Genomic DNA, 19597 nt, shown 5'->3' on the forward strand with positions numbered 1-19597 from the left:
GCGAGGTGCGGCCGGCGAGGTGCGGCCGGCAAGGTGCGGCCCGCTCGGCCCGCGTCCGTTTCGCAGGCAAACCGACGCCGCCGAAACGCATTCCTCCGCGATGCTGATAACGGTGTGAAGATAACTTCGTTTGGCCGTGCGAAGCGCGGTGATAGCGTGTCGGTACGCGTCCTGACGGGCGCCATGTCGATTCCGGCTTACCCTTTCGCAGGGCCGCGCCGCGGCCCGGAGGCAACGTTATGTCTTCACCCCTGGCGCTCGTGCGCGATGTGTCTTCCTTCGAGTCCGGCGCGGCGGCCGACGCGCAGACGTCCGCTTCGTTCGACGCGCTCGAGCGGATCGTCGGCGTGAATCTCGCGCGGCTGCGCGCCGAGCGGCAACTGTCGCTCGACGCGCTCGCGCGGCTGTCCGGCGTGTCGCGCGCGATGCTCGCGCAGATCGAGTCGGCGCGCAGCGTGCCGTCGATCAAGGTGCTGTGCAAAGTGGCGGCCGCGCTGAAAGTGTCGGTCGCCGCGTTCTTGCGCCGTCATGCCGTGAACGGCTTCGAGCACTTGCCCGCCGAGCGCGCATCGCGCGTGGTCAGCTCGAACGGCCGCTTTTCGGCGCGCGCGCTCTATCCGGAAGGCGAGCCCGTCGCGGCCGAATTCCACGAACTGCGGATCGCGCCGCTGCATACCGAGCCCGGCGTGCGTCGCGCGCCGGGCACGACCGTGAACCTCGTCGTCAGCGAGGGGACGCTCGAAGTGGTCGTGCACGACCGTCGCCAGCTACTCGCGACCGGCGACGCGATCGTGTTCGACGCCGATCAGCCGTACAGCCTGCGCAATCCCGGCGACAGCGATGCGCGCGCCTTCCGCGTGACGGTGAGCCCCGAGGTGCCGCCGCGCTGGCTCGTGCCGGACGCCGCACACGCTGCCGTTTGAGTGTCGTTGCGCGGAACGAGGCTCGATCGATCGGGCGACGCGCTTAGACGTCGTCGTCGGTAGGGTTTTGTCCGCGATTCGCTGCGCGGTGCGCGCGGCTGTTGTATGCTTGGCCCCGCCGGCCACCGCCCGCCTCGTTCGATCGCGGGCCGCAGCCGGCAATCAGTGCGTCTTCAGGGCGGGGCGAAATTCCCCACCGGCGGTAGGTCGGCGTCAGCCGACGAGCCCGCGAGCGCCCGCGCAACCGCGCGGGGTCAGCAGATCTGGTCGAATGCCAGAGCCGACGGTCACAGTCCGGATGAGAGAAGATGTGCAGATAGTCACGTCCGTCAGGGCCGCTTCGCGTCGCATGCGAAGCGGGTTGTCGTTCTGTCTGTTTGCAATGCCCTGAAACGTTTTTCGCCCAAATCGTATTTGCGAGGAGCGTTTCACATGTCCTTGATGTCCCTTTCGTCGGCACCGGCCGACGCCTTTGCCGATCTCCCGTTGCTGGATGCCGAACCGGTGCCGCCGCGCATCGCCGCCGCGCTCGACGCGTTGCGCGCAGGCCGCGCCGTCGTGCTGCAGGACGACCACGACCGCGAGAACGAGGCCGATCTGATCGTCGCGGCCGAGCGCATCACGCCCGAAACGATGGCGCTGTTGATCCGCGAATGCAGCGGGATCGTCTGCCTTTGCCTGACCGACGAGAAGGTGCGCGCGCTCGAGCTGCCGCCGATGGTGCAGACCAACGAGAGCCGCAACGGCACGGCCTTTACCGTATCGATCGAGGCGCGCGAAGACGTGCATACGGGCGTGTCGGCCGCCGATCGTGTGACGACGATCCGCGCCGCGATCGCCGACGACGCCAAGCCGCACGACATCGTGCGGCCCGGCCACGTCTTTCCGTTGCGCGCGCAACCGGGCGGCGTGCTCGCGCGCCGCGGCCATACCGAAGGGACCGTCGACCTCGCGATCCTCGCGGGGCTGAAGCCGGCCGGCGTGCTCTGCGAGCTGATGAATCCGGACGGCACGATGACGCGCGGCGACGACGTCGAGCGCTTCGCCAAGCAGCATGGATTGCCGATGCTGACCATCGCGGAACTCGTCGAATTCCGGTCGGCGCTCGCGGCTGCACGCGAACGCTGCTGCGAACCGGCCTGAGGCGGGAACGGCACGCGCGTCGGCGCGCGCCCATCGAAACAGCCTGCGCCGACGGCGGCCGACCAACGCCGGCGTCTGTGCCGGCCGGCGCGCGCCCGATCAGGACTGCACGTCGCCGAATTCGCCGCGCATCCCGGCCTCGACGAGCGCCGGCAACTCGCGCATGTCGCGCATGATCCGCGTCATGCCCATGCCGCGCAGCACGTCCGCGTAATTGTCGGGGATGTGGCTCGCGCCGACGAACGCGATCGTCTTCATCCCGGCCGCACGTGCGGCATTCAGCCCCGACACGCTATCCTCGACGACGATGCAGCGCTCCGGCGCGACGCCGAGAGTCTGCGCCGCGTACAGATATACGTCGGGGTACGGTTTCGGCCGCGCGACCTGTTCGGAGCTGAACACGCGATCGCCGAAGATCTCGGTGAGCGACGCGCGCTTCAGTGAATTGCGCACGCGCGCGAGCCGGCTGTTCGACACGACCGCGGCCGGCAGCGTGACCTTCAGCAACGCATCGCGGACGCCCGCGATCGGCGCGAGCGATTGCGCGAGCGCGACTTCGATGTTGTGCTCGATCGTTTCGAGGAAGTTCTCCGGCATCCGGATCGCGAAGCGCGCTTCGAGCCCGGCGAGGAAGCGCGACGTCTGCTGGCCGAACGCGGTTTTCGCGGCGGTTTCGAAATCGAGGTGGGGAAACGTGGCGGACAGCGTGTCGAGCAGCACGCGGTCGGCAATGACTTCGCTGTCGACAAGCACGCCGTCGCAGTCGCAGATGAGGTGATCGAGCATGATGGTGAAGAAGCGGGGGAGTCGGCGGCGCCGATCGTCCCGCACATGATACGTGCTTTCGCCGACGCGCCGTGAGCGCTTCCCCGCACTGCACACATCACAGGTCGATCGCGCGCCCCGTGCGCCACGACGTCGTCGCGGCTTCGGCGAGTTCGAGCGCCGCGAGCCCGTCGTCGATCGTCGTCCGAACCGGTGTGCCGTCGCGCAGCGCGTCGACGAAATGCGCGAGCTCAGCCGCGTAGGCGTGCCGATAGCGTTCGAGGAAGAACGGCTCGGGCACGTCCGTCGCGATGCCCTGCGCGGACCACACGCTCACTTCGGTCGGCCGCACGTTGCCGGCCTGCAGCATCCCGCGGCTGCCGAGCAGTTCGAAGCGCTGGTCGTAGCCGTACGCGGCGCGACGCGACGTGTTGATCTGACACAGCAGCCCGCGTCGCGTGCGGATCGTCACGGCCGTCGAATCGATGTCGCCCGCATCGCGCACCGCAGGATCGGTCAGGCAGCTGCCGGTCGCATGCAACGTCTGCGCTTCGTCGCCGAGCATCCAGCGGAACACATCGAAGTCGTGGATCAGCATGTCCTTGAAGATGCCGCCCGAGCTGCGGATGTAGTCGACCGGCGGCGCGCCCGGATCGCGGCTCGTGACGATCAGCATTTCCGGATCGCCGATCTCGCCGCGCTCGACGCGCGCTTTCAGCGCGGCGAAGGTCGGATCGAAGCGGCGCTGGAAGCCGATCATGCACGTGATGCCGCTTTGCCGAACGCGTTGCGCGCATTCGCGCGCGCGTTCGACGCCGAGGTCGACCGGCTTCTCGCAGAACACCGCCTTGCCGGCGTTCGCGGCCGCGACGATCAGGTCCGCATGCGTGTCGGTGCTCGACGCGATGACGACCGCGCCGACCGATGCGTCGCCGAGCGCGCGTTCGACGTCGGCGGCCTGCGCGCCGTGCGCGCGTGCGAGTGCGTCGGCCGACGGTGCGTGCCGGTCGACCACGTACTTCAGCGTCGCGCCGGGATGGCGCGCGAGGTTTGCGGCGTGGATCTTGCCGATTCGGTCGGCGCCGAACAGTGCGAATTCGATCATCGTGTTCTCTTGTCTTGTCTTGTCGGTTGCGCGCATGTGCGCATGCTCAGCGGCGCTCGAGTTCGCCCTGCACGTAGTCGATGCTCGCACGCAGCCGCGCGGCGATGTCGTGCGCCTGCGCGATCTCGGTGGCGAACGGCTCGAACGACAGCGCGCCGCGATAGCCGCGCGCACGCAGCTCGCGCACTTGCCGCACGTTGCCGAGCCGGTCCGCGCGGCCGACGAGCACACGATGGCCGTCGCGCATCCGCTCGACCGGCAGGTCGTCGTCCTCGACGCCCGACAGATGAACGAGTCCCGTCAGATTCGGGAAGAAGATCGCTTCGCCGGCGAGGTGATGATGGAACGTGTCGTGCACGAGACGGAACACCGGTTCGCCGGCCGCCGCGTAGATCGCCTTGACCGCGTCCGACTTGCGGCGCAGCGCGCATTCTTCGAAGCCGAGCGGCTCGATGAAGCCGAGCAGCCCGCGCGCTTCGAGGATCGGCTTCAATGCGCGCAGCGCGTTCACGAGATCGGCATGTCGCGTCTCGGCATCGCGCGCATCGTCGCGGCTGTTGGTCGGACACAGCACCAGTGCGCGTGCGCCGCATTGCGCGGCGTAGTCGGCGAGCAGCGTCGCTTCGTCCGCGCGCGCTGCGTTCCACTGGTCGAAGCGCTGCAGCGCATTGATCGTCAGGATCGTCACGCCGGCGGCTTCGGCCGTCGCACGGATCGCGGCGGCCGGCGTGCCGTCGGCGAGCTCCGCGCCGTCGAGATCGTTGCGGATCTCGATCGCGTCGATGCCGAGCTGCCGGCACAGCGCGACATAGCGATCGAACGGGATGTGCGGCGCGCAGATCCGGTTCAGCGAGAAATGGAAGGCTTGCGTCATCGTGCGGTCCTCTGGTGTCGAACGGAAGCGTGAGCGAAACGGGTGACGTCGTGCGCGGCCGCATCGCCGTGCGTATCGTCCGGCGTCGCGGCGAGTGCGTGCCATGTGTCGCGCAGCCACTGCGCGCACGCGACGTTGTTGTCGAAGATCGAGTAGCGCGCGCCGCCGCCGTAGTCGGGAAACGGAATGAATTCGCAGCTGATCTGCTCGACCTGCACAGGCCGTGCGTGCACCTGCGACTGCAGCAGCGCGCGTAGCGCGGCCTTCCACGTGTCGAGCGCACCCGCATGCCAGGCATCGTGATAGGTGCCGGGCGCGGGTGCGACGAACGGATACTGGATGCCGCGTCCCGGCCGGCCGTCCGCACGGCGCATCGAGCGGTTGTCCGGATTGTTCGGGATCACGCTGCGCGCATGCGCATGCCGGACCCAGCCGCGCGCGATCCATTCGGTGTAGACGGCCGACGGCGACGCGGGGTCCAGCCTCTCGCGCATGCGCTCGGCCGTGCCGTGCAATCCCGATGCGTCGAGTTCCGCGCGATTGCCGATCTTGAACAGCAGGTGCGAATGGTCGAGCGTGAGCCGGAACGGCACGCCGGCCTGCTCGACGTGCCGCGCGACGCGTGCGATCCGCATGAAGCGTTCGCTCCACATGTCGACGTGCACTTCGAGGCACGGCAGGCAGCCGACGCGCTCGCCGCGTTCGTACGTGCGCAGGTAGAAGTCGGCGACTTCGCGGTCCGACAGCGGATGGCCGTCGGCGTGATGAGCATGCAGCTGGCAGTTGAGCACCGTGCTGCCGAAGCGCGCGCCCGCATCGACGATTTCGGCCACGTGCGCATCGTCGCGGCCCGCGCGCCAGATGCCGCCGATCACGCGAATCGGCAGCGCATGGCGCTCGACGAGCGCGAAGTACGGCGTCAGATCTTCGCCGCTCACCGGGTTCTTCTCGACGTAGTCGAACACGCGCGCGTCGGCGATCATCCGGAACCGCTCGGCCGGCGTCGGCGGCGGCAAGCCGTCGTGCTCGAGCACGCCGTCGAGATTCACGCCGATGAGGATCGTGTCAGCCATCGTCTGCCGTCCGTCGTTGAGCCGGTGTCGAACCGTGTTGAACTGGATGGCTGCCAACTGTACGGCCGCGCGGCGCGCATTGCATGACGAACGTTGACGAAAAATCGCCAACGCGGCCGTCGATTTTTTCGCGCGCTGCATCACGCGCGCCGCGCGGCCGCGTCAGGCCGGCAGATACGCGCTCGTGCGCACGTTCGCGGCGCAGAACACGCGGAATTCGACGGGGTCGCCGGGCGGCCGCTGCTCGACGATGCCGCACGCGTGCAGCACGTGCTGCAGCGCGGCGATCGCCTGACCGTCCGGGTCCTGGTCGATCGCGATGTCCATCGAACCGGCCTCGATATACGCGCGGTGCTGATCGAGCATCTCGTGCCCGATCCAGACGACGCGGCCGGCCGCGCCCGCGTTGCGCAGCGCGGCTTCGATGCCGGCCGACCCGGCACCGCTGTTGTAGATTGCGGCGACCTCGTCGCCCGCGCGCAATGCGTTCGTGACCGCGCGGTAGCAGCGGTCGTCCTCGTCGAGCGTTTCGATCGGCGCGTCGCAGCGCAACGCGCCGAACGCTTCGCCGAGCTGATCCATGCAGCCGGACATGCGCTGCGCGTGCGCGCGGTAAGCCATGCGGCCGCCGAGCAGCAGCACGCGCCCGGGCCGCGCGGCGAGCCGGCCGATGTAGTAGCCGGCCGTGCGTCCGGCGCGGTAGTTGTCGATGCCCGCATAGTGGACGCGAGCAATGCCGCCGATGTCCGTCACCATCGTCACGACGTGCTCGCCGCGCGCGATCGCGGCGGTCAGCGCGTCGCGCACGCGCGGCGTGTCGTGCGCGGTGACGATCAGCGCCGCGCGCCGGTATGCGGGACGTTCGATCAGCGCGGCGGCACGCGCGTCGTCGGCGGCGGCGACGATGGTTCGATGCACGACGACGCGCCGGTCGAGCATCTGCAGCGAGCGCTGCAGCGCCTGCTGCAGCCGGTGGAAGAACGGCGCGTCGGTGTCGGGCAACAGCACGTCGACGTGGACGAGCCCGTGCCGTGTGTCGGGCAGCTGGCGCGGCACGCCGAGCTGGCGCGCGGCCGCCACCACGCGTTCGCGCGCGCGGGCCGACACGCTGCCGCGCTCGTTCAGCACGCGGTCGACGGTCGTCGTGCTGACACCCGCGAGCGCGGCGATCTCGTCGAAGCGCGCGGTGCGCTTGCGCCAGCGCGGACCGGAAGGGTCGGCCATGGTCGTCTCCATCGTTGTCGTCGCCAGCATGGCGTGGCGTTGTGCGCCAACGCTAAAGCGATGGCGAAATTTCGTCAACGTTTCGATTGAGCGGGGCAGGGCGGTCGCCTAATTTCGCTTCCATGCCGGTGCGCAAGGTGCGCATGCCGGCGAACGAGAATCGGGAGACACGCGTGACCCATACCGACGACGACCTGCACCGGCGCCCCGCGGCGGCACGCCGTCACGCATACCGCATGATCGGCGGCGCGGGCGAGCGCGCGCGTGCCGCCGGGCTCGTCAATGCCGAGTGGTACCGGTGCGCGGTGCCGCGGCCGCTGATGAAGCAGCTGATGCAGCGCCGCGATGCACGCGCGATACGCGACACGCTGACCTGGTACGCGTCGATCGTCGCGAGCGGCGTGCTCGCATGGTTCGCTTGGCGCGCGCATTCGGCGTGGGCGATTCCGGCGTTCTTCCTGTACGGCACGCTCTACTGCAGCCCGGCCGATTCGCGCTGGCACGAGTGCGGGCATGGCACCGCATTTCGCACGCGCTGGATGAACGACGTGCTCTATCAGGTCGCGTCGTTCCAGGTATTTCGCCGCGCAACCGTGTGGCGCTGGAGCCATGCACGCCATCACACGGACACGCTCGTCGTCGGCCGCGACCCGGAAATCGCCGCACCGAAGCCGACCGACTGGCTCGCGCTCGCGCTGAACGTGATCGCGCTCAAGCATGTCGCGAGCGAGCTGCGCAAGATGATCGCGGCCGCGTTCACGGGCCGGCTCGACGCCGAGGAGCAGACCTACGTGCCCGAATCGGAATGGCCGAAGGTCGTGCGCGAGGCGCGCATCCACCTCGCGATCCATGCGCTCGCGATCGGCGCGGCGCTGTATGCGCGAACGATCCTGCCGCTGCTGTATGTCGGCTTGCCGAGCCTGTACGGCGCGTGGCTGTACCTCTACTTCGGGCTCACGCAGCACGCGGGCATGCCCGAGAACGTGCTCGATCATCGGCGCAACTGCCGGACCGTGATGATGAATCCGGTGTTCCGCTTTCTGTACTGGAACATGAACTACCACGTCGAACATCACATGTTTCCGATGGTGCCGTTCCACGCGCTGCCGAAGCTGCACGACGCCGTGAAGGCCGACATGCCGCCGCCGTATCCGAGCACGCTCGCGGCCTACGCGGAGATCGTGCCGGCGCTGATCCGGCAGACGCGCGATCCGTCCCATCACGTCGTGCGGCCGGTGCCCGATGCGGCGCGCGCATGACGTTCATTCAACTGCCAACGAAGGAGACACGCATCATGACGCAATGGATCGACGCCGTCGGCTTCGACGACATCGACGACGAGGACGTCGTGCGCTTCGACCATGACGGCCGCACGTACGCGATCTACCGGATCGACGGACACGTGTACGCGAGCGACGGGATGTGCACGCACGAACGCGTGCATCTCGCGGACGGCCTCGTGATCGACCACGTGATCGAATGTCCGAAGCACAACGGCCGCTTCGACGTGCGCGACGGCCGCGCATTGTCGGCACCCGCATGCGAGCGCTTGCGCACGTATCGCGCGCGAATCGAGGACGGCCGTGTGCTGATCGAGGTATGACGGCATGACGAACGACCGCGTGATGGCGATCGTCGGCGCGGGCCACGCGGGCGGCCGTGCGGCGCAGGTGCTGCGCGAACACGGCTGGCGCGGGCGCATCGTGCTGATCGGTGCGGAACCGCATCTGCCCTACGAACGGCCGCCGCTGTCGAAGGGCGTGCTGACCGGCGAGCGCAGTGCCGCGCAATGCGCGCTGCGCGATCGCGACGCCTGGCGTGCGGACGCGATCGAGCCGATCGTCGCAACCGTCGAGCGGATCGATCCGGCGGCGCGCGAAATACGCGTGTCGGACGGCCGCGCGTTCGCGTACGACGCGCTGCTGCTGGCGACCGGCGCCCGCGCGCGGCGCCTCGCGATTCCCGGTGCCGATCTTGACGGCGTGCTCGCCTTGCGCACGCTCGACGACGCCGCGGCGCTCGGCGCGCGGCTCGTGCGCGATGCGCGCATCGTGCTGATCGGCGGCGGATTCATCGGGCTCGAAGTCGCGGCGTCGGCGCGCCAGCGCGGCTGTCGCGTGACCGTGCTCGACGCGGCGTCGCGCGTGCTCGGCCGCGCGGTGCCGGACACGATCGCGGCGCGCGTGCATGCGCTGCACGTTCGGCACGGCGTCGCGATCCGGCTCAATCGCGCGCCGGTCGCAATCGAGCGCACGGCGGGCGGCGCGCTCGCGGTCATGCTCGACGACGGCGACATGCTGATCGCCGATACAGTCGTCGTCGGGATCGGCATCGAGCCGGCGGACGAACTCGCCCGCGACGCGGGGCTCGCGGTCGATCGCGGGATCGTCGTCGACGAAAGGCTCGAGACGTCGGCGCGCGGCATTTACGCGGCCGGCGACGTCGCGGTGTTTCCTGGCGGCCGGTCGGCACGTCGCGTGCGGCAGGAGACGTGGCACGGCGCCGAGACGCAGGCGCGCGTCGCCGCGCGCAACATGCTGGGCGCCGGCGAACCGTATCGCGACGTGCGCTGGTTCTGGTCCGATCAGTACGACGCGCAACTGCAGGTCGTCGGCGAGCCCGCGCTCGGCGAGCGGACCGTCGCGCGCGTGCTCGACGACGACGCGGAAATCCGCTTCCATTTCGATGCGCAGACGCGGCTCGTCGCGGCGAGCGGATTCGGCTGCGCGTCCGCGTGGGTGAAGGAGATGCGGGTCGCGAGGATGCTGGTCGAGCGCGTGGCGGACGTGACGCCCGCCGACGTCGCGGACACCGGCGCGAAGCTGAAATCGCTGCTGCGCTGAGATGAAGGAGCCGCGGCGCGTGCGGCGCCGTGCGCTGAGAAGGGAGGGTGCGTGGTCGAAGCGCGCGGCGCCGAGTGTGTCGCGCGCTTCGACGCACGTACGACGTCGCTCAGACCGTCGTGTGCAGATGCAGATACAGTGCGGCGGCCGCGGCGCCGCCGAGCAGCGGGCCGATCACCGGCACCCATGCATAGCGCCAGTCGCTGTCGCGCTTGCCGGGGATCGGCAGCAGCGCGTGCATGATGCGCGGCGACAGGTCGCGCGCGGGGCTCATCGCATAGCCGGTCGGGCCGCCGAGCGAGATGCCGATGCCGAGCACGAGCAGGCCGACGGGCAGCGCGTCGAGTGCACCGAGTCCGACCTGCGGCGACGCGAGATAGAGCACGCCGAGGATCAGCACGAAGGTACAGATCGCTTCGGTCAGCACGTTATGCGTGACGCTGCGGATCGCGGGCGCGGTGCAGAACACCGCGAGCTTCAGGTCCGCATCGGCTTCCTTCGCGAAGTGCTGGCGATACGCGAGCCAGACGAGCAGCGCGCCGGCCATCCCGCCGAGCATCTGTGCGAGCACGTAGCCGCCGACTTTCGCCCACGGGAACTTGCCGGCGAGCGCGAGACTGATCGTGACGATCGGGTTCAGATGCGCGCCGCTGAACGATGCGGTCACGTAGACGGCGACGAATACGGCCATCGCCCATCCCATCACGATCACGATCAGATCGGCGCCTTTGCCTTTGGTCTTCGCGAGCAGGACGTTCGCGACCGCGCCATTGCCGAGCAGCACGAGGATCGCCGTGCCGATGAATTCTGCGATATAGGGTGACATGTTTGTCTCTCGTAGATCGCGGCGGACTCGCGCAGTGCGCGGTCCGCCGGCGTTGTTGTTGTGTCGTTCGCGACGCGGCGCTTACTGCGCGTCGTCGGCCCAGGCCTTTGCCGCACGGACCGCGCGCTGCCAGCCGGCCATGCAGCGCTCGACCTGCTGCTTGGGCATCGACGGTGCGAAGCGGCGATCGAGCTGCCACTGGCTGCGCACTTCGTCGAGATTCTTCCAGTAGCCGATCGCGAGGCCCGCGAGATACGCGGCGCCGAGCGCCGTCGTTTCGGTGATCTGCGGACGCACCGCATCGACGCCGAGCAGGTCGGCCTGGAACTGCATCAGCAGGTTGTTCGCGCTCGCGCCGCCGTCGACGCGCAGCTCGCCGATGCTGATGCCCGAATCGGCTTCCATCGCGGCCAGCACGTCGAGCGATTGATACGCGATCGCATCGAGCGCCGCGCGCGCGAGATGCGCGTCGCGCGTGCCGCGCGTGACGCCGAACAGCGAGCCGCGTGCGCGCGCGTTCCAGTGCGGCGCGCCGAGGCCGGCGAACGCGGGCACCAGATAGACGCCGTCGCTGTGCGGCACGCTCGCGGCGAGCGCTTCGATCTCGGCGGCCGTCTTGATGATGCCGAGGCCGTCGCGCAGCCACTGCACGACCGCGCCCGCGATGAAGATGCTGCCTTCGAGCGCGTACTGCACGTCGTCGCCGATCTGCCAGGCGATCGTCGTCACGAGGTTGTTCTTCGACTCGATCGGCTTGTCGCCGGTATTCATCATCAGGAAGCAGCCGGTGCCGTACGTGTTCTTCACCATCCCGGACGTCGTGCACATCTGGCCGAACAGCGCCGCGTGCTGGTCGCCCGCGATGCCCGCGAGCGGAATCTTCGACGCGAACACGGTGGTTTTCGTATGGCCGTAGATCTCCGACGACGCCTTCACTTCCGGCAGCATGCTGCGCGGGATGTCGAGCAGTTCGAGCAACTCGTCGTCCCACTGGCGCGTATGGATGTTGAACAGCATCGTGCGCGACGCATTCGTCACGTCGGTCACGTGCAGCTCGTGCTTCGTGAAGTTCCACACGAGCCAGCTGTCGACCGTGCCGAACGCGAGCTTGCCCTGACGCGCCTTGTCGCGCGCGCCCGGCACGTTGTCGAGGATCCAGCGGATCTTCGTCGCGGAGAAGTACGAGTCGATCGGCAGGCCCGTTTTCGCGCGCACCTTCGCTTCGAGCCCCTGCTTTTTCAGCGAATCGCAGAAGTCGGCGGTGCGGCGGTCCTGCCAGACGATCGCGTTGTAGACGGGCTGGCCCGTTTCGCGATCCCAGACGATCGTCGTCTCGCGCTGGTTCGTGATGCCGATCGCGGCGATCGACGTGCCGTTCAGGCCGGTGCGCGTGACGGCTTCGGCGGCGACGCCCGCCTGCGTCGACCAGATTTCCTGCGGGTCGTGCTCGACCCAGCCGGGCTGCGGGTAGATTTGTTCGAACTCTTTCTGCGCGATCGACACGATATTGCCCTGCCGATCGAACAGCATCGCGCGGGAGCTCGTCGTGCCCTGGTCGAGCGCGAGGATGTACTGGTCCTGCATGTCTCTCATCTCCATCCGTGGATTAGTTGTGATGCGCGCCGTATGCCGCGGCGCGTCGGTGAATCAACGTCGGTCAAGCAAACTGCTCGGGCGATCGATCACGCGTGCGGCGCGTGCGCGGCCGCGAACCACGCATCGAGCGCGGCGCTCGCCGCGTCGAGCGTGCCCGGCGCGACGTGCAGCCCGAGCTTCGAGCGGCGCCACAGCACGTCCTGCGCGCAGGTCGCCCATTCGGTATCGCGCAGGTAGCGCAGCTCGGCCTCGAACAGGCCGGGCACGATCTCGGCGCCGAGATCGGCCAGCGACTGCGCATTGCCGACGACGCGCGCGGCACGCGTGCCGTACGCGCGCGCATACCGGCGCGCGAGCGGTGCGGGCAGCCAGCGATGGCGCTTCGCGAATGCGTCGGCGAACGCATCGAATTTGGCGTTCGCGATGTCGCCGCCCGGCAGCGGGGCGCCGGCGGTCCATGCCGGTGCGTCGCGGCCGAGCGCGCGGCACAGCATGTCGCCGGCTTCTTCGGCGAGCTTGCGGAACGTCGTGATCTTGCCGCCGAACACCGACAGCAGCGGTGCGCCTTCGCCGTCGTCCATCTCGAGCCGGTAGTCGCGCGTGACGGCCGACGCGTTCGCGGCGTTTTCGTCTTCGAGCAGCGGCCGCACGCCGGAATAGGTCCAGTGCACGTCGGCCGGCGAGATCTTGCGCTTGAAGTAGCGGTTGATCGAATCGCACAGATACTGCGTCTCGTCGCGATCGATCGCGACGCGCGCCGGATCGCTCGTGTATTCGACGTCGGTCGTGCCGATCAGCGTGAAGTCGCGCTCGTACGGGATCGCGAAGATGATCCGCTTGTCGGGGTTCTGGAAGATGTAGGCGTGATCGTGATCGAACAGCCGGCGCGTGACGATGTGGCTGCCCTTCACGAGCCGCACGCTATGATGCGCGCCGCGCCCGAGCGCACCGTGCAGCACGTCGCCGACCCACGGGCCGGCCGCGTTCGCGATCGCACACGCACGCACGACGCGGATCGCGCCGTCCGGCTGCTGCAGCCGCGCTTCCCATTCGTCGCTGCGGCGCTCGGCCGACACGAGCTTCGTGCGCGTGAGGATCTCAGCGCCGCGCTCCTTCGCGTCGAGCGCGTTCAGCACGACGAGGCGCGCATCGTCGACCCAGCCGTCCGAATAGACGAAGCCGCGCCGGATCGAATCGACGAGCGGTGCGCCGGCCGCATGGCGGCGCATGTCGATGCCGCGCGAGCCGGGCAGCAGCTCGCGTTTCGCGAGGTGATCGTAGAGGAACAGGCCGATGCGGATCAGCCAGGCCGGACGCAGGTTCGGCATGTGCGGCATCACGAAGCGCAGCGGCCACATGATGTGCGGCGCCGCGCGCAGCAGCGTCTCGCGCTCCTGCAGCGCCTTGCGCACGAGCCCGAATTCCTTGTACTCGAGATAGCGCAGACCGCCGTGAATCAGCTTCGTGCTGGCCGACGACGTGTGCGATGCGAGATCGTCCTGCTCGCAGAGCAAAACCGACAGGCCGCGGCCGGCCGCATCGCGCGCGATGCCCGCGCCGTTGATGCCGCCGCCGACGACGAGCAGATCGTAGCGATTCGGTTGATTCACCTGCTGTCCTTATCGTTCGAGAGTCGAGGTCATGGATCGAACACGAAATGTTCGAATTCGAAATTTAACGAACGAAATCGAAAAAGTAAAGTTCGAAAAAGAGGGGCGGGTGGCGCGCCGCGCGTTCCCGGACGATACTGGCGGGATCGACCGTTTCGCGAGGTGAATCATGCGTATTGGGATGGGGATCGGCGCGTGCGCCGTGGTGCTGGCGGCCTGCAGCGCAGGCACGCCGCCGCTCGCCGGCAACTGGCGGGCGCCGTCGTTCGTCGATCTACAGACGGCGTGCGGCGGCACCGCGCGCGACTGGGGCGCGGACGCGCAGCCGGTCTATTCGGCGATGTACGACGCGTACGTCGCGAAGCGCTATCGCGGGCTGTCCCAGGCGAACTACTGCGCGTTCGTAAACGAACTTTCCGCGCATTACGCGGCGCCGGACGCGCCGGGCCGCGCCGGCTGGGTCGCGTATCTGAACGGCGCGCGGGCGCAGGCCGTCAGCTGGCGCGCGGCGGTCGATCCGACGTTGCGCGGCGGTTGAAGCGAGCGGAGCGAAACAACGGGAGCGGTGGGCCTGAAAACGCGGCGCGGCCGGGAGGCCGGCCGCGGGCAGGTCACAAACGGCGGGACTTACGAATAGCGGTACTTGATCGACCGCAGCGTGGCGTCACCGGTTTCGGTCACGCAGTATTTTCGCCCCGATCCGAGCCCTTCGAGGCGGACGAGCTGTTGTTCGAGCAGCGCGTCGAGTTCTTCCCGATCCATGCTGGTCTGGTCGGGTGCGTCTTTCACAAGCAATAGCGTGGCGAATTCATGCGGACTCAGCATCGTTCTCTCCATGGCAACCGGTCTGCCCGCGCGGCCGGCATCGATGCCGGCGCACGTACCCCGCGGGGGATGGCTTGGGGGGAAAAGCTGCATTCGCCGGCCATGCGGTTCGCGCTCGCCCTGGCACAGGCAGAGCGGCAAACGGGCCGGGGAACTGGAGTCTAGTCGAGTGCGCAGGCAACGACAAATCGTGCCCCGTTAATTTTCCGTTTGACAGGCAGGCCATCCACAAGCGGTTCGGCCGCGCGGCCAACTTCTTGATTTCACTTGAAGTTGTCGGTGCGGCGCAGCATCGCGCCGATCATTCGGCGACGTACACCTGCGTGCCGGCCGCGGCGATCGTATCGGCCATGTCGGCCGGCAGCGGCTTGTCGGTGAACAGCGCGTGAACCTGGCTCAGATGGCCCTGGCGCACGAGCGCCGGCCGGCCGATCTTCGAATGATCGGCGACGAGGTAGACCGTGCGCGCATGCTCGATGATCGCCTCCGCGACGCGCACCTCGCGCGTATCGAAGTCGCGCAGCGTGCCGTCGGCCTCGATTGCGGACGTGCCGACGATCGCGTAGTCGACCTTGAACTGCCGGATGAAGTCGATCGCGAGTTCGCCGACGATGCCCTTGTCCCAGGGCCGCACGATGCCGCCGGTGATCAGCACCTCGCAGTCGGGGTAGCCGCTCATCATCGACGCGACGTTCAGGTTGTTCGTGATCACGCGCAGCCCGTGATGGCGGTTCAGCGCGCGCGCGACTTCCTCGGTGGTCGTGCCGAGGTTGATGAAGAGCGACGCCTGATCGGGGATGTGCGACGCCGCGAGCGCGGCGATGCGCCGCTTCTCGTCGTGGAACATCCGCTGCCGCGCGGTGTACGACACGTTCTCGGAGCTGGTCGGCAGGCTCGCGCCGCCGTGATAGCGGCGCAGCAGGTTCAGGTCGGCGAGCCAGTTCACGTCGCGGCGGATCGTCTGCGGCGTGACGGCGAAATGCGCGGCGAGATCGTCGACGGTCACGAAGCCGTCGCGCTGCACCCATTCGAGCAATTCCTGCTGGCGCGCGTTCAGGGTGAGGCGGGGATCTCTGCTCATGTTCGACGTTCGGGGGCGTGAAAACGAAGCGGATATTGTAAGGGTGTCCGTCGCGCCGCCGGCACGCGGGTACACCCGATTCATGCGAATCGCACATGGATTCATTTCACAAATGAATTTGTGCGATTACGCCGATCGCGATGCAATGGCGGATTCCCCGCGCGCGGGGAGCGCATTCCATTCGTTTTCGACGAGGTAGACCGATGACTGACTTCAACTGGCACAACCCGTATCCGACGCCCCGTATCCCGGTGTTCGCGCGCAACGTCGTATCGACGTCGCATCCGCTCGCCGCGCAGGCCGGGCTGCGGATGCTGTGGAAGGGCGGCAACGCGGTCGACGCGGCGCTCGCGGCGGCCGCCGCGATCACGGTCGTCGAGCCCGTATCGTGCGGGCTCGGCGGCGATGCGTTCGCGCTCGTCTGGGACGGCGGCAAGCTCCACGGCCTGAATGCGTCGGGCGTCGCGCCGGCCGCGTGGAGCGTCGACTATTTTCGCCGGCGCCACGGCGAGGACGCGCACGGCATCGCGCGCAAGCCGACGCGCGGCTGGGACACCGTCACGGTGCCCGGCGTGATCGCGGGCTGGGAAGCGCTGCACGCGAAGTTCGGCTCGCTGCCGTTCGCCGACCTGCTCGAGCCGGCGATCGACATCGCGCAGCGCGGCTATTCGGTGTCGCCGATCGTCGCGCACAAGTGGGCGGCCGCCGTGCCCGAGCTGCAGGGCCTGCCCGGCTTCGCGGAGACCTTCATGCCGCGCGGCCGCGCGCCGCTCGTCGGCGAGCGCATGTGCCTGCCCGGCCATGCGAAGACGCTGCGCACGCTCGCGAACGAAGGCGCGCGCGCATTCTACGAAGGGGCGCTCGCCGAGCAGCTCGTCGCGTTCGCGCGCGAAGGCGGCGGCGCGCTGAGCGCGGAAGACTTGCGCGCCTATCGTCCGGAATGGGTCGAGCCGATCGGCAAACGCTTCGGTCGCCATACGATTCACGAAATTCCGCCGAACGGACAGGGCATCGCCGCGCTGATCGCGCTCGGGATCGCCGAGCACGCGGGCGTGACGGACTGGCCCGTCGACTCGGCCGATTCGCAGCATCTGCAGATCGAGGCGATGAAGCTCGCGTTCGCGGACGTCTACCGCTACGTTGCCGACCCGCGCGCGATGGAAGTCACGCCCGGGCAGATGCTCGACGACGCCTATCTGGCGGCGCGCGCAAAGCAGATCGACCGCATGCGCGCGACGCACTTCGAGGCCGGCCGCCCGCATTCGGGCGGCACGATCTATCTGTCGGCCGCCGACGAACGCGGGATGATGGTCAGCTTCATCCAGTCGAACTACATGGGCTTCGGCTCGGGCCTCGTCGTGCCCGGCGCGGGCATCGCGCTGCAGAACCGCGGGCACGGCTTCTCGATGGACCCGGCGTCGCCGAACGTGGTGGCCGGCGGCAAGCGGCCGTTCCACACGATCATCCCGGCGTTCGTGACCGAGGAGGCCGGCGGGCGCACCGAGGCCGTGATGAGCTTCGGCGTGATGGGCGGCGACATGCAGCCGCAGGGCCATCTGCAGACGATCGTCCGGATGCTCGGCTACGGGCAGCAGCCGCAGGCCGCGTGCTGCGCGCCGCGATGGAAGGTCAATCGCGACTTCACGCTCGACGTCGAAGCGACGATGGATCGCGCGACCGTCGAGGCGCTGGCGGCGCGCGGCCATACGATCAAGTCGATCGACGATCCTTACATGGATTTCGGCTCGGGCCAGTTCGTGTGGCGGCTCGATCCGGACGATCCCGATCGCGGCTACGTCGCCGCGAGCGACAGCCGCCGCGACGGTCTCGCCGCCGGTTTCTGACGGATTCCTTTCCGCTGTCGCGATGCGCGGGCGGCCGAACGGCCGCCCGTTTCGCTTGGCGCGCGCGATTCGAATGACGCGTCTAACATTCGGCAATGGACGTCGCGGAACTGCGTCAGGCGGGTATGGTCAGTGCTCTGAAGCACGAACTTCAAAGTCCGGCTAAGATGCCGTGATGATGGTTCGGCCGGACCAGCCTACTATAAACGCAAGCAAAACGCCGCCCGCGGTCGGTCGCCGTGCCGAAGGCACGGAGGGCCGCCCGGTGCGACGTCTGGGAGCGCACCACCATGCACACTGAAACGACGCATGTCATGCCGTGGCGAATCGAAGACATCGACCTCAACCGGATCGATCGTCAGCGCGCGGCCGCGAACGAGGACTTGCTGCTGCTGCTGTGCGCAGCGTCGTTCATCGAGAGCGGCTCCGATCTGTACACGAGCAATCTGAGCGAGTTCTTCAACGACGATCCCGAAGTGTCCGCGTGGCTCAACAATGCATGGGAGCACGAAGAATTGCAGCACGGCCGCGCGCTGAAGGCCTACATCGCGCACGTGTGGCCCGAGTTCGACTGGGATACGGCGTTCGCAAACTTCTTCGACGAGTATTCGAAGACGTGCTCGGTCGAAGCGTTCGAGAAGACGCGCGCGCTCGAGATGGTCGCGCGCTGCGTCGTCGAGACGGGCACGGCCACGTTGTATCGCGCGATCAACGAGTGCTCGGACGAGCCGGTGCTGAAGGAAATCACCGACAACATCCGCACCGACGAAGTGCGCCACTACAAGCACTTCTTCAAATTTTTCAAGAAGTACAACCAGCTCGAAGGCAACGGCCGCCTCGCGGTGCTCGGCGCGCTGATGCGTCGCGTGATGGAAATCAAGAACGAGGATTCCGAGATCGCGCTGCGGCACGTGTTCGCGGTGCGGTATCCCGATCGCGTCGGCGACAGCGAATACAGCCGTGCGCGTGTCGCGCGCATCAACTCGCTCGTGCGCCGCAATCTGTCGGCCGACATGTGCGTGAAGATGCTGCTCAAGCCACTCGATCTGCCCGCGAAGATCCAGCCCGGCGTGCACTATCCGCTCACGAAGATCACGCAGCACGTGTTCTTCCGCTGATCGACAACGTGGGGCCGCGGCCGCTATGCTGCGGTTCCGCCGTTTACTGCCAGCCGGCTTCGCCACCATGACCGCATCCCATCGCCACGCGCTTGAACAATGGACGTTCGACGCGTGGCCGCCGGCCGTCGTCTCGCTGTTCGACGGCACCGCGCTCGAGCGTCACGCCGATTTCGCCGCGTCGCTGCTCGTCGCGACCGACGACGGACAATTGCGCACGACGCTGCTGAGCGTCGGCGAGATCTATGCGCGCGATCCGCGCACGCTGCTGCTCGCGCTATGGCCGCAGTCGCGTGCGGCGCGCGCGCTCGCGCAGCGGCGTGCGGCCGCGCTGACGCTCGTTGCGGACGACGCGTTCTATCAGGCGCAACTGAACGTCGCGCCGCTCGAAGGGGCATTCGGCGGATTGGCCGGCTTCGCTGCGACGATCGCGCACGGCGATGCGCAGCGCGTGGGCTATGCGCGTCTCGCGACGGGTGTCACGTTTGCGCTGGAAGGCGAGCGCGCCGCGGTGCTCGCACGCTGGCAGCGCCAGGTCGAGCACCTGCGGCGCGCGGCTGCACGGCTTCAGTGACCGCGCTGGCCGCTGCGTGACGAACGATTGCGGTTCGGGTGCGCGGCGTTGCCGTTCGACGGACGCGCGCCGTTGCCGTTCCCGCTGCCCTGCGAGCGCGGCTTTGCGGCCGCCTTCGGCTTCGGTGCCTGGCCGTCGCGCTTCGCGCCGGGCTGCTGGGCGGCGCCGCCGGC

Annotated in this window: 19 protein-coding genes, 1 pseudogene and 1 riboswitch; of the genes and pseudogenes, 9 read left to right on the forward strand and 11 right to left on the reverse strand. The window is 68.3% G+C overall.

Going from position 1 to position 19597, the window contains the following annotated elements; translation table 11 throughout:
• Positions 1–239: 239 nt before the first annotated feature.
• Positions 240–923, forward strand: a complete 684-nt coding sequence (locus tag HMPREF3115_RS10230) for a helix-turn-helix domain-containing protein (protein ID WP_006398345.1) — start codon at positions 240–242, stop codon at positions 921–923.
• A 165-nt stretch (positions 924–1088) separates the two neighbouring features.
• Positions 1089–1237: riboswitch (FMN riboswitch) on the forward strand.
• A 118-nt stretch (positions 1238–1355) separates the two neighbouring features.
• Positions 1356–2066: a 3,4-dihydroxy-2-butanone-4-phosphate synthase gene (gene ribB, locus HMPREF3115_RS10235; RefSeq protein ID WP_070554325.1), complete on the forward strand. Its 711-nt coding sequence runs from the start codon at positions 1356–1358 to the stop codon at positions 2064–2066.
• A 99-nt stretch (positions 2067–2165) separates the two neighbouring features.
• Here the strand turns inward: ribB and HMPREF3115_RS10240 are convergent, their stop codons facing one another.
• The 5 genes from HMPREF3115_RS10240 to HMPREF3115_RS10260 form a co-directional block, all read right to left on the reverse strand.
• Positions 2166–2852 (reverse strand): HAD family hydrolase, encoded by a 687-nt coding sequence (locus HMPREF3115_RS10240; RefSeq protein WP_070554327.1) that lies wholly within the window; start codon positions 2850–2852, stop codon positions 2166–2168.
• A gap of 97 nt (positions 2853–2949) precedes the next feature.
• On the reverse strand, positions 2950–3936 hold the full coding sequence (iolG, locus tag HMPREF3115_RS10245; protein WP_070554328.1) for an inositol 2-dehydrogenase: 987 nt from the start codon (positions 3934–3936) through the stop codon (positions 2950–2952).
• A 46-nt stretch (positions 3937–3982) separates the two neighbouring features.
• Positions 3983–4810, reverse strand: coding sequence for a TIM barrel protein (locus HMPREF3115_RS10250; RefSeq protein ID WP_069220543.1), 828 nt, complete (start codon positions 4808–4810; stop codon positions 3983–3985).
• Positions 4807–5883 carry a xylose isomerase gene (locus tag HMPREF3115_RS10255; protein WP_223852576.1) on the reverse strand — a complete coding sequence of 359 codons (1077 nt, stop codon included), beginning with the start codon at positions 5881–5883 and terminating at the stop codon, positions 4807–4809. Before HMPREF3115_RS10255 ends, HMPREF3115_RS10250 begins: the two co-directional genes overlap by 4 nt.
• Before the next feature lie 162 nt (positions 5884–6045).
• The gene (locus HMPREF3115_RS10260) at positions 6046–7107 is read right to left on the reverse strand and encodes a LacI family DNA-binding transcriptional regulator (RefSeq protein ID WP_070554330.1); all 1062 of its coding nucleotides are present in this window, start codon (positions 7105–7107) and stop codon (positions 6046–6048) included.
• A gap of 143 nt (positions 7108–7250) precedes the next feature.
• Between HMPREF3115_RS10260 and HMPREF3115_RS10265 the strand changes: the two genes are divergently transcribed.
• Genes HMPREF3115_RS10265 through HMPREF3115_RS10275 form a run of 3 tightly spaced genes read left to right on the forward strand, consistent with a single transcriptional unit; the run spans position 7251 to position 9950 of the window.
• The gene (locus HMPREF3115_RS10265) at positions 7251–8366 is read left to right on the forward strand and encodes a fatty acid desaturase family protein (protein WP_371089396.1); all 1116 of its coding nucleotides are present in this window, start codon (positions 7251–7253) and stop codon (positions 8364–8366) included.
• A 35-nt stretch (positions 8367–8401) separates the two neighbouring features.
• Positions 8402–8710 carry a non-heme iron oxygenase ferredoxin subunit gene (locus HMPREF3115_RS10270; protein ID WP_006406535.1) on the forward strand — a complete coding sequence of 103 codons (309 nt, stop codon included), beginning with the start codon at positions 8402–8404 and terminating at the stop codon, positions 8708–8710.
• A gap of 4 nt (positions 8711–8714) precedes the next feature.
• A complete protein-coding gene (locus HMPREF3115_RS10275; protein WP_070554333.1) occupies positions 8715–9950 on the forward strand; it encodes an NAD(P)/FAD-dependent oxidoreductase in 1236 nt (411 codons plus the stop codon).
• 109 nt (positions 9951–10059) lie between these two features.
• Here the strand turns inward: HMPREF3115_RS10275 and HMPREF3115_RS10280 are convergent, their stop codons facing one another.
• The 3 genes from HMPREF3115_RS10280 to glpD form a co-directional block, all read right to left on the reverse strand.
• Positions 10060–10776: an MIP/aquaporin family protein gene (locus HMPREF3115_RS10280; protein WP_006398355.1), complete on the reverse strand. Its 717-nt coding sequence runs from the start codon at positions 10774–10776 to the stop codon at positions 10060–10062.
• An 81-nt stretch (positions 10777–10857) separates the two neighbouring features.
• Positions 10858–12360 carry a glycerol kinase GlpK gene (glpK, locus tag HMPREF3115_RS10285; protein WP_006406533.1) on the reverse strand — a complete coding sequence of 501 codons (1503 nt, stop codon included), beginning with the start codon at positions 12358–12360 and terminating at the stop codon, positions 10858–10860.
• A 98-nt stretch (positions 12361–12458) separates the two neighbouring features.
• Positions 12459–13982 (reverse strand): glycerol-3-phosphate dehydrogenase, encoded by a 1524-nt coding sequence (gene glpD / locus HMPREF3115_RS10290; RefSeq protein ID WP_006406532.1) that lies wholly within the window; start codon positions 13980–13982, stop codon positions 12459–12461.
• 181 nt (positions 13983–14163) lie between these two features.
• Between glpD and HMPREF3115_RS10295 the strand changes: the two genes are divergently transcribed.
• The gene (locus tag HMPREF3115_RS10295) at positions 14164–14520 is read left to right on the forward strand and encodes a hypothetical protein (protein ID WP_006406531.1); all 357 of its coding nucleotides are present in this window, start codon (positions 14164–14166) and stop codon (positions 14518–14520) included.
• Positions 14521–14609: 89 nt separating this feature from the next.
• On the opposite strand, the gene HMPREF3115_RS10300 is transcribed toward HMPREF3115_RS10295, so the two are convergent.
• Together HMPREF3115_RS10300 and HMPREF3115_RS10305 are read right to left on the reverse strand one after the other, a co-directional pair.
• Positions 14610–14807, reverse strand: a complete 198-nt coding sequence (locus tag HMPREF3115_RS10300; protein WP_006398360.1) for a phage tail assembly chaperone — start codon at positions 14805–14807, stop codon at positions 14610–14612.
• 301 nt (positions 14808–15108) lie between these two features.
• A complete protein-coding gene (locus tag HMPREF3115_RS10305) occupies positions 15109–15888 on the reverse strand; it encodes a DeoR/GlpR family DNA-binding transcription regulator (protein ID WP_006406529.1) in 780 nt (259 codons plus the stop codon).
• Between the two features lie 203 nt (positions 15889–16091).
• Between HMPREF3115_RS10305 and HMPREF3115_RS10310 the strand changes: the two genes are divergently transcribed.
• The 3 genes from HMPREF3115_RS10310 (at position 16092) to HMPREF3115_RS10320 (ending at position 19424) form a co-directional block, all read left to right on the forward strand.
• Positions 16092–17732, forward strand: coding sequence for a gamma-glutamyltransferase family protein (locus tag HMPREF3115_RS10310; RefSeq protein WP_006406527.1), 1641 nt, complete (start codon positions 16092–16094; stop codon positions 17730–17732).
• A 290-nt stretch (positions 17733–18022) separates the two neighbouring features.
• Complete coding sequence (locus HMPREF3115_RS10315) at positions 18023–18850, forward strand: ferritin-like domain-containing protein (RefSeq protein WP_006398364.1); 828 nt, start codon at positions 18023–18025, stop codon at positions 18848–18850.
• 67 nt (positions 18851–18917) lie between these two features.
• The gene (locus HMPREF3115_RS10320) at positions 18918–19424 is read left to right on the forward strand and encodes a hypothetical protein (protein ID WP_006406525.1); all 507 of its coding nucleotides are present in this window, start codon (positions 18918–18920) and stop codon (positions 19422–19424) included.
• Here the strand turns inward: HMPREF3115_RS10320 and HMPREF3115_RS10325 are convergent.
• Positions 19418–19597 (reverse strand): annotated as a pseudogene (locus HMPREF3115_RS10325) (RNA helicase); the annotation flags it as partial. The gene HMPREF3115_RS10320 and the pseudogene HMPREF3115_RS10325 overlap by 7 nt on opposite strands.

The organism is Burkholderia sp. HMSC10F09, from assembly GCF_001806955.1.
GTDB classification, from domain to species: Bacteria; Pseudomonadota; Gammaproteobacteria; order Burkholderiales; family Burkholderiaceae; genus Burkholderia; species Burkholderia multivorans.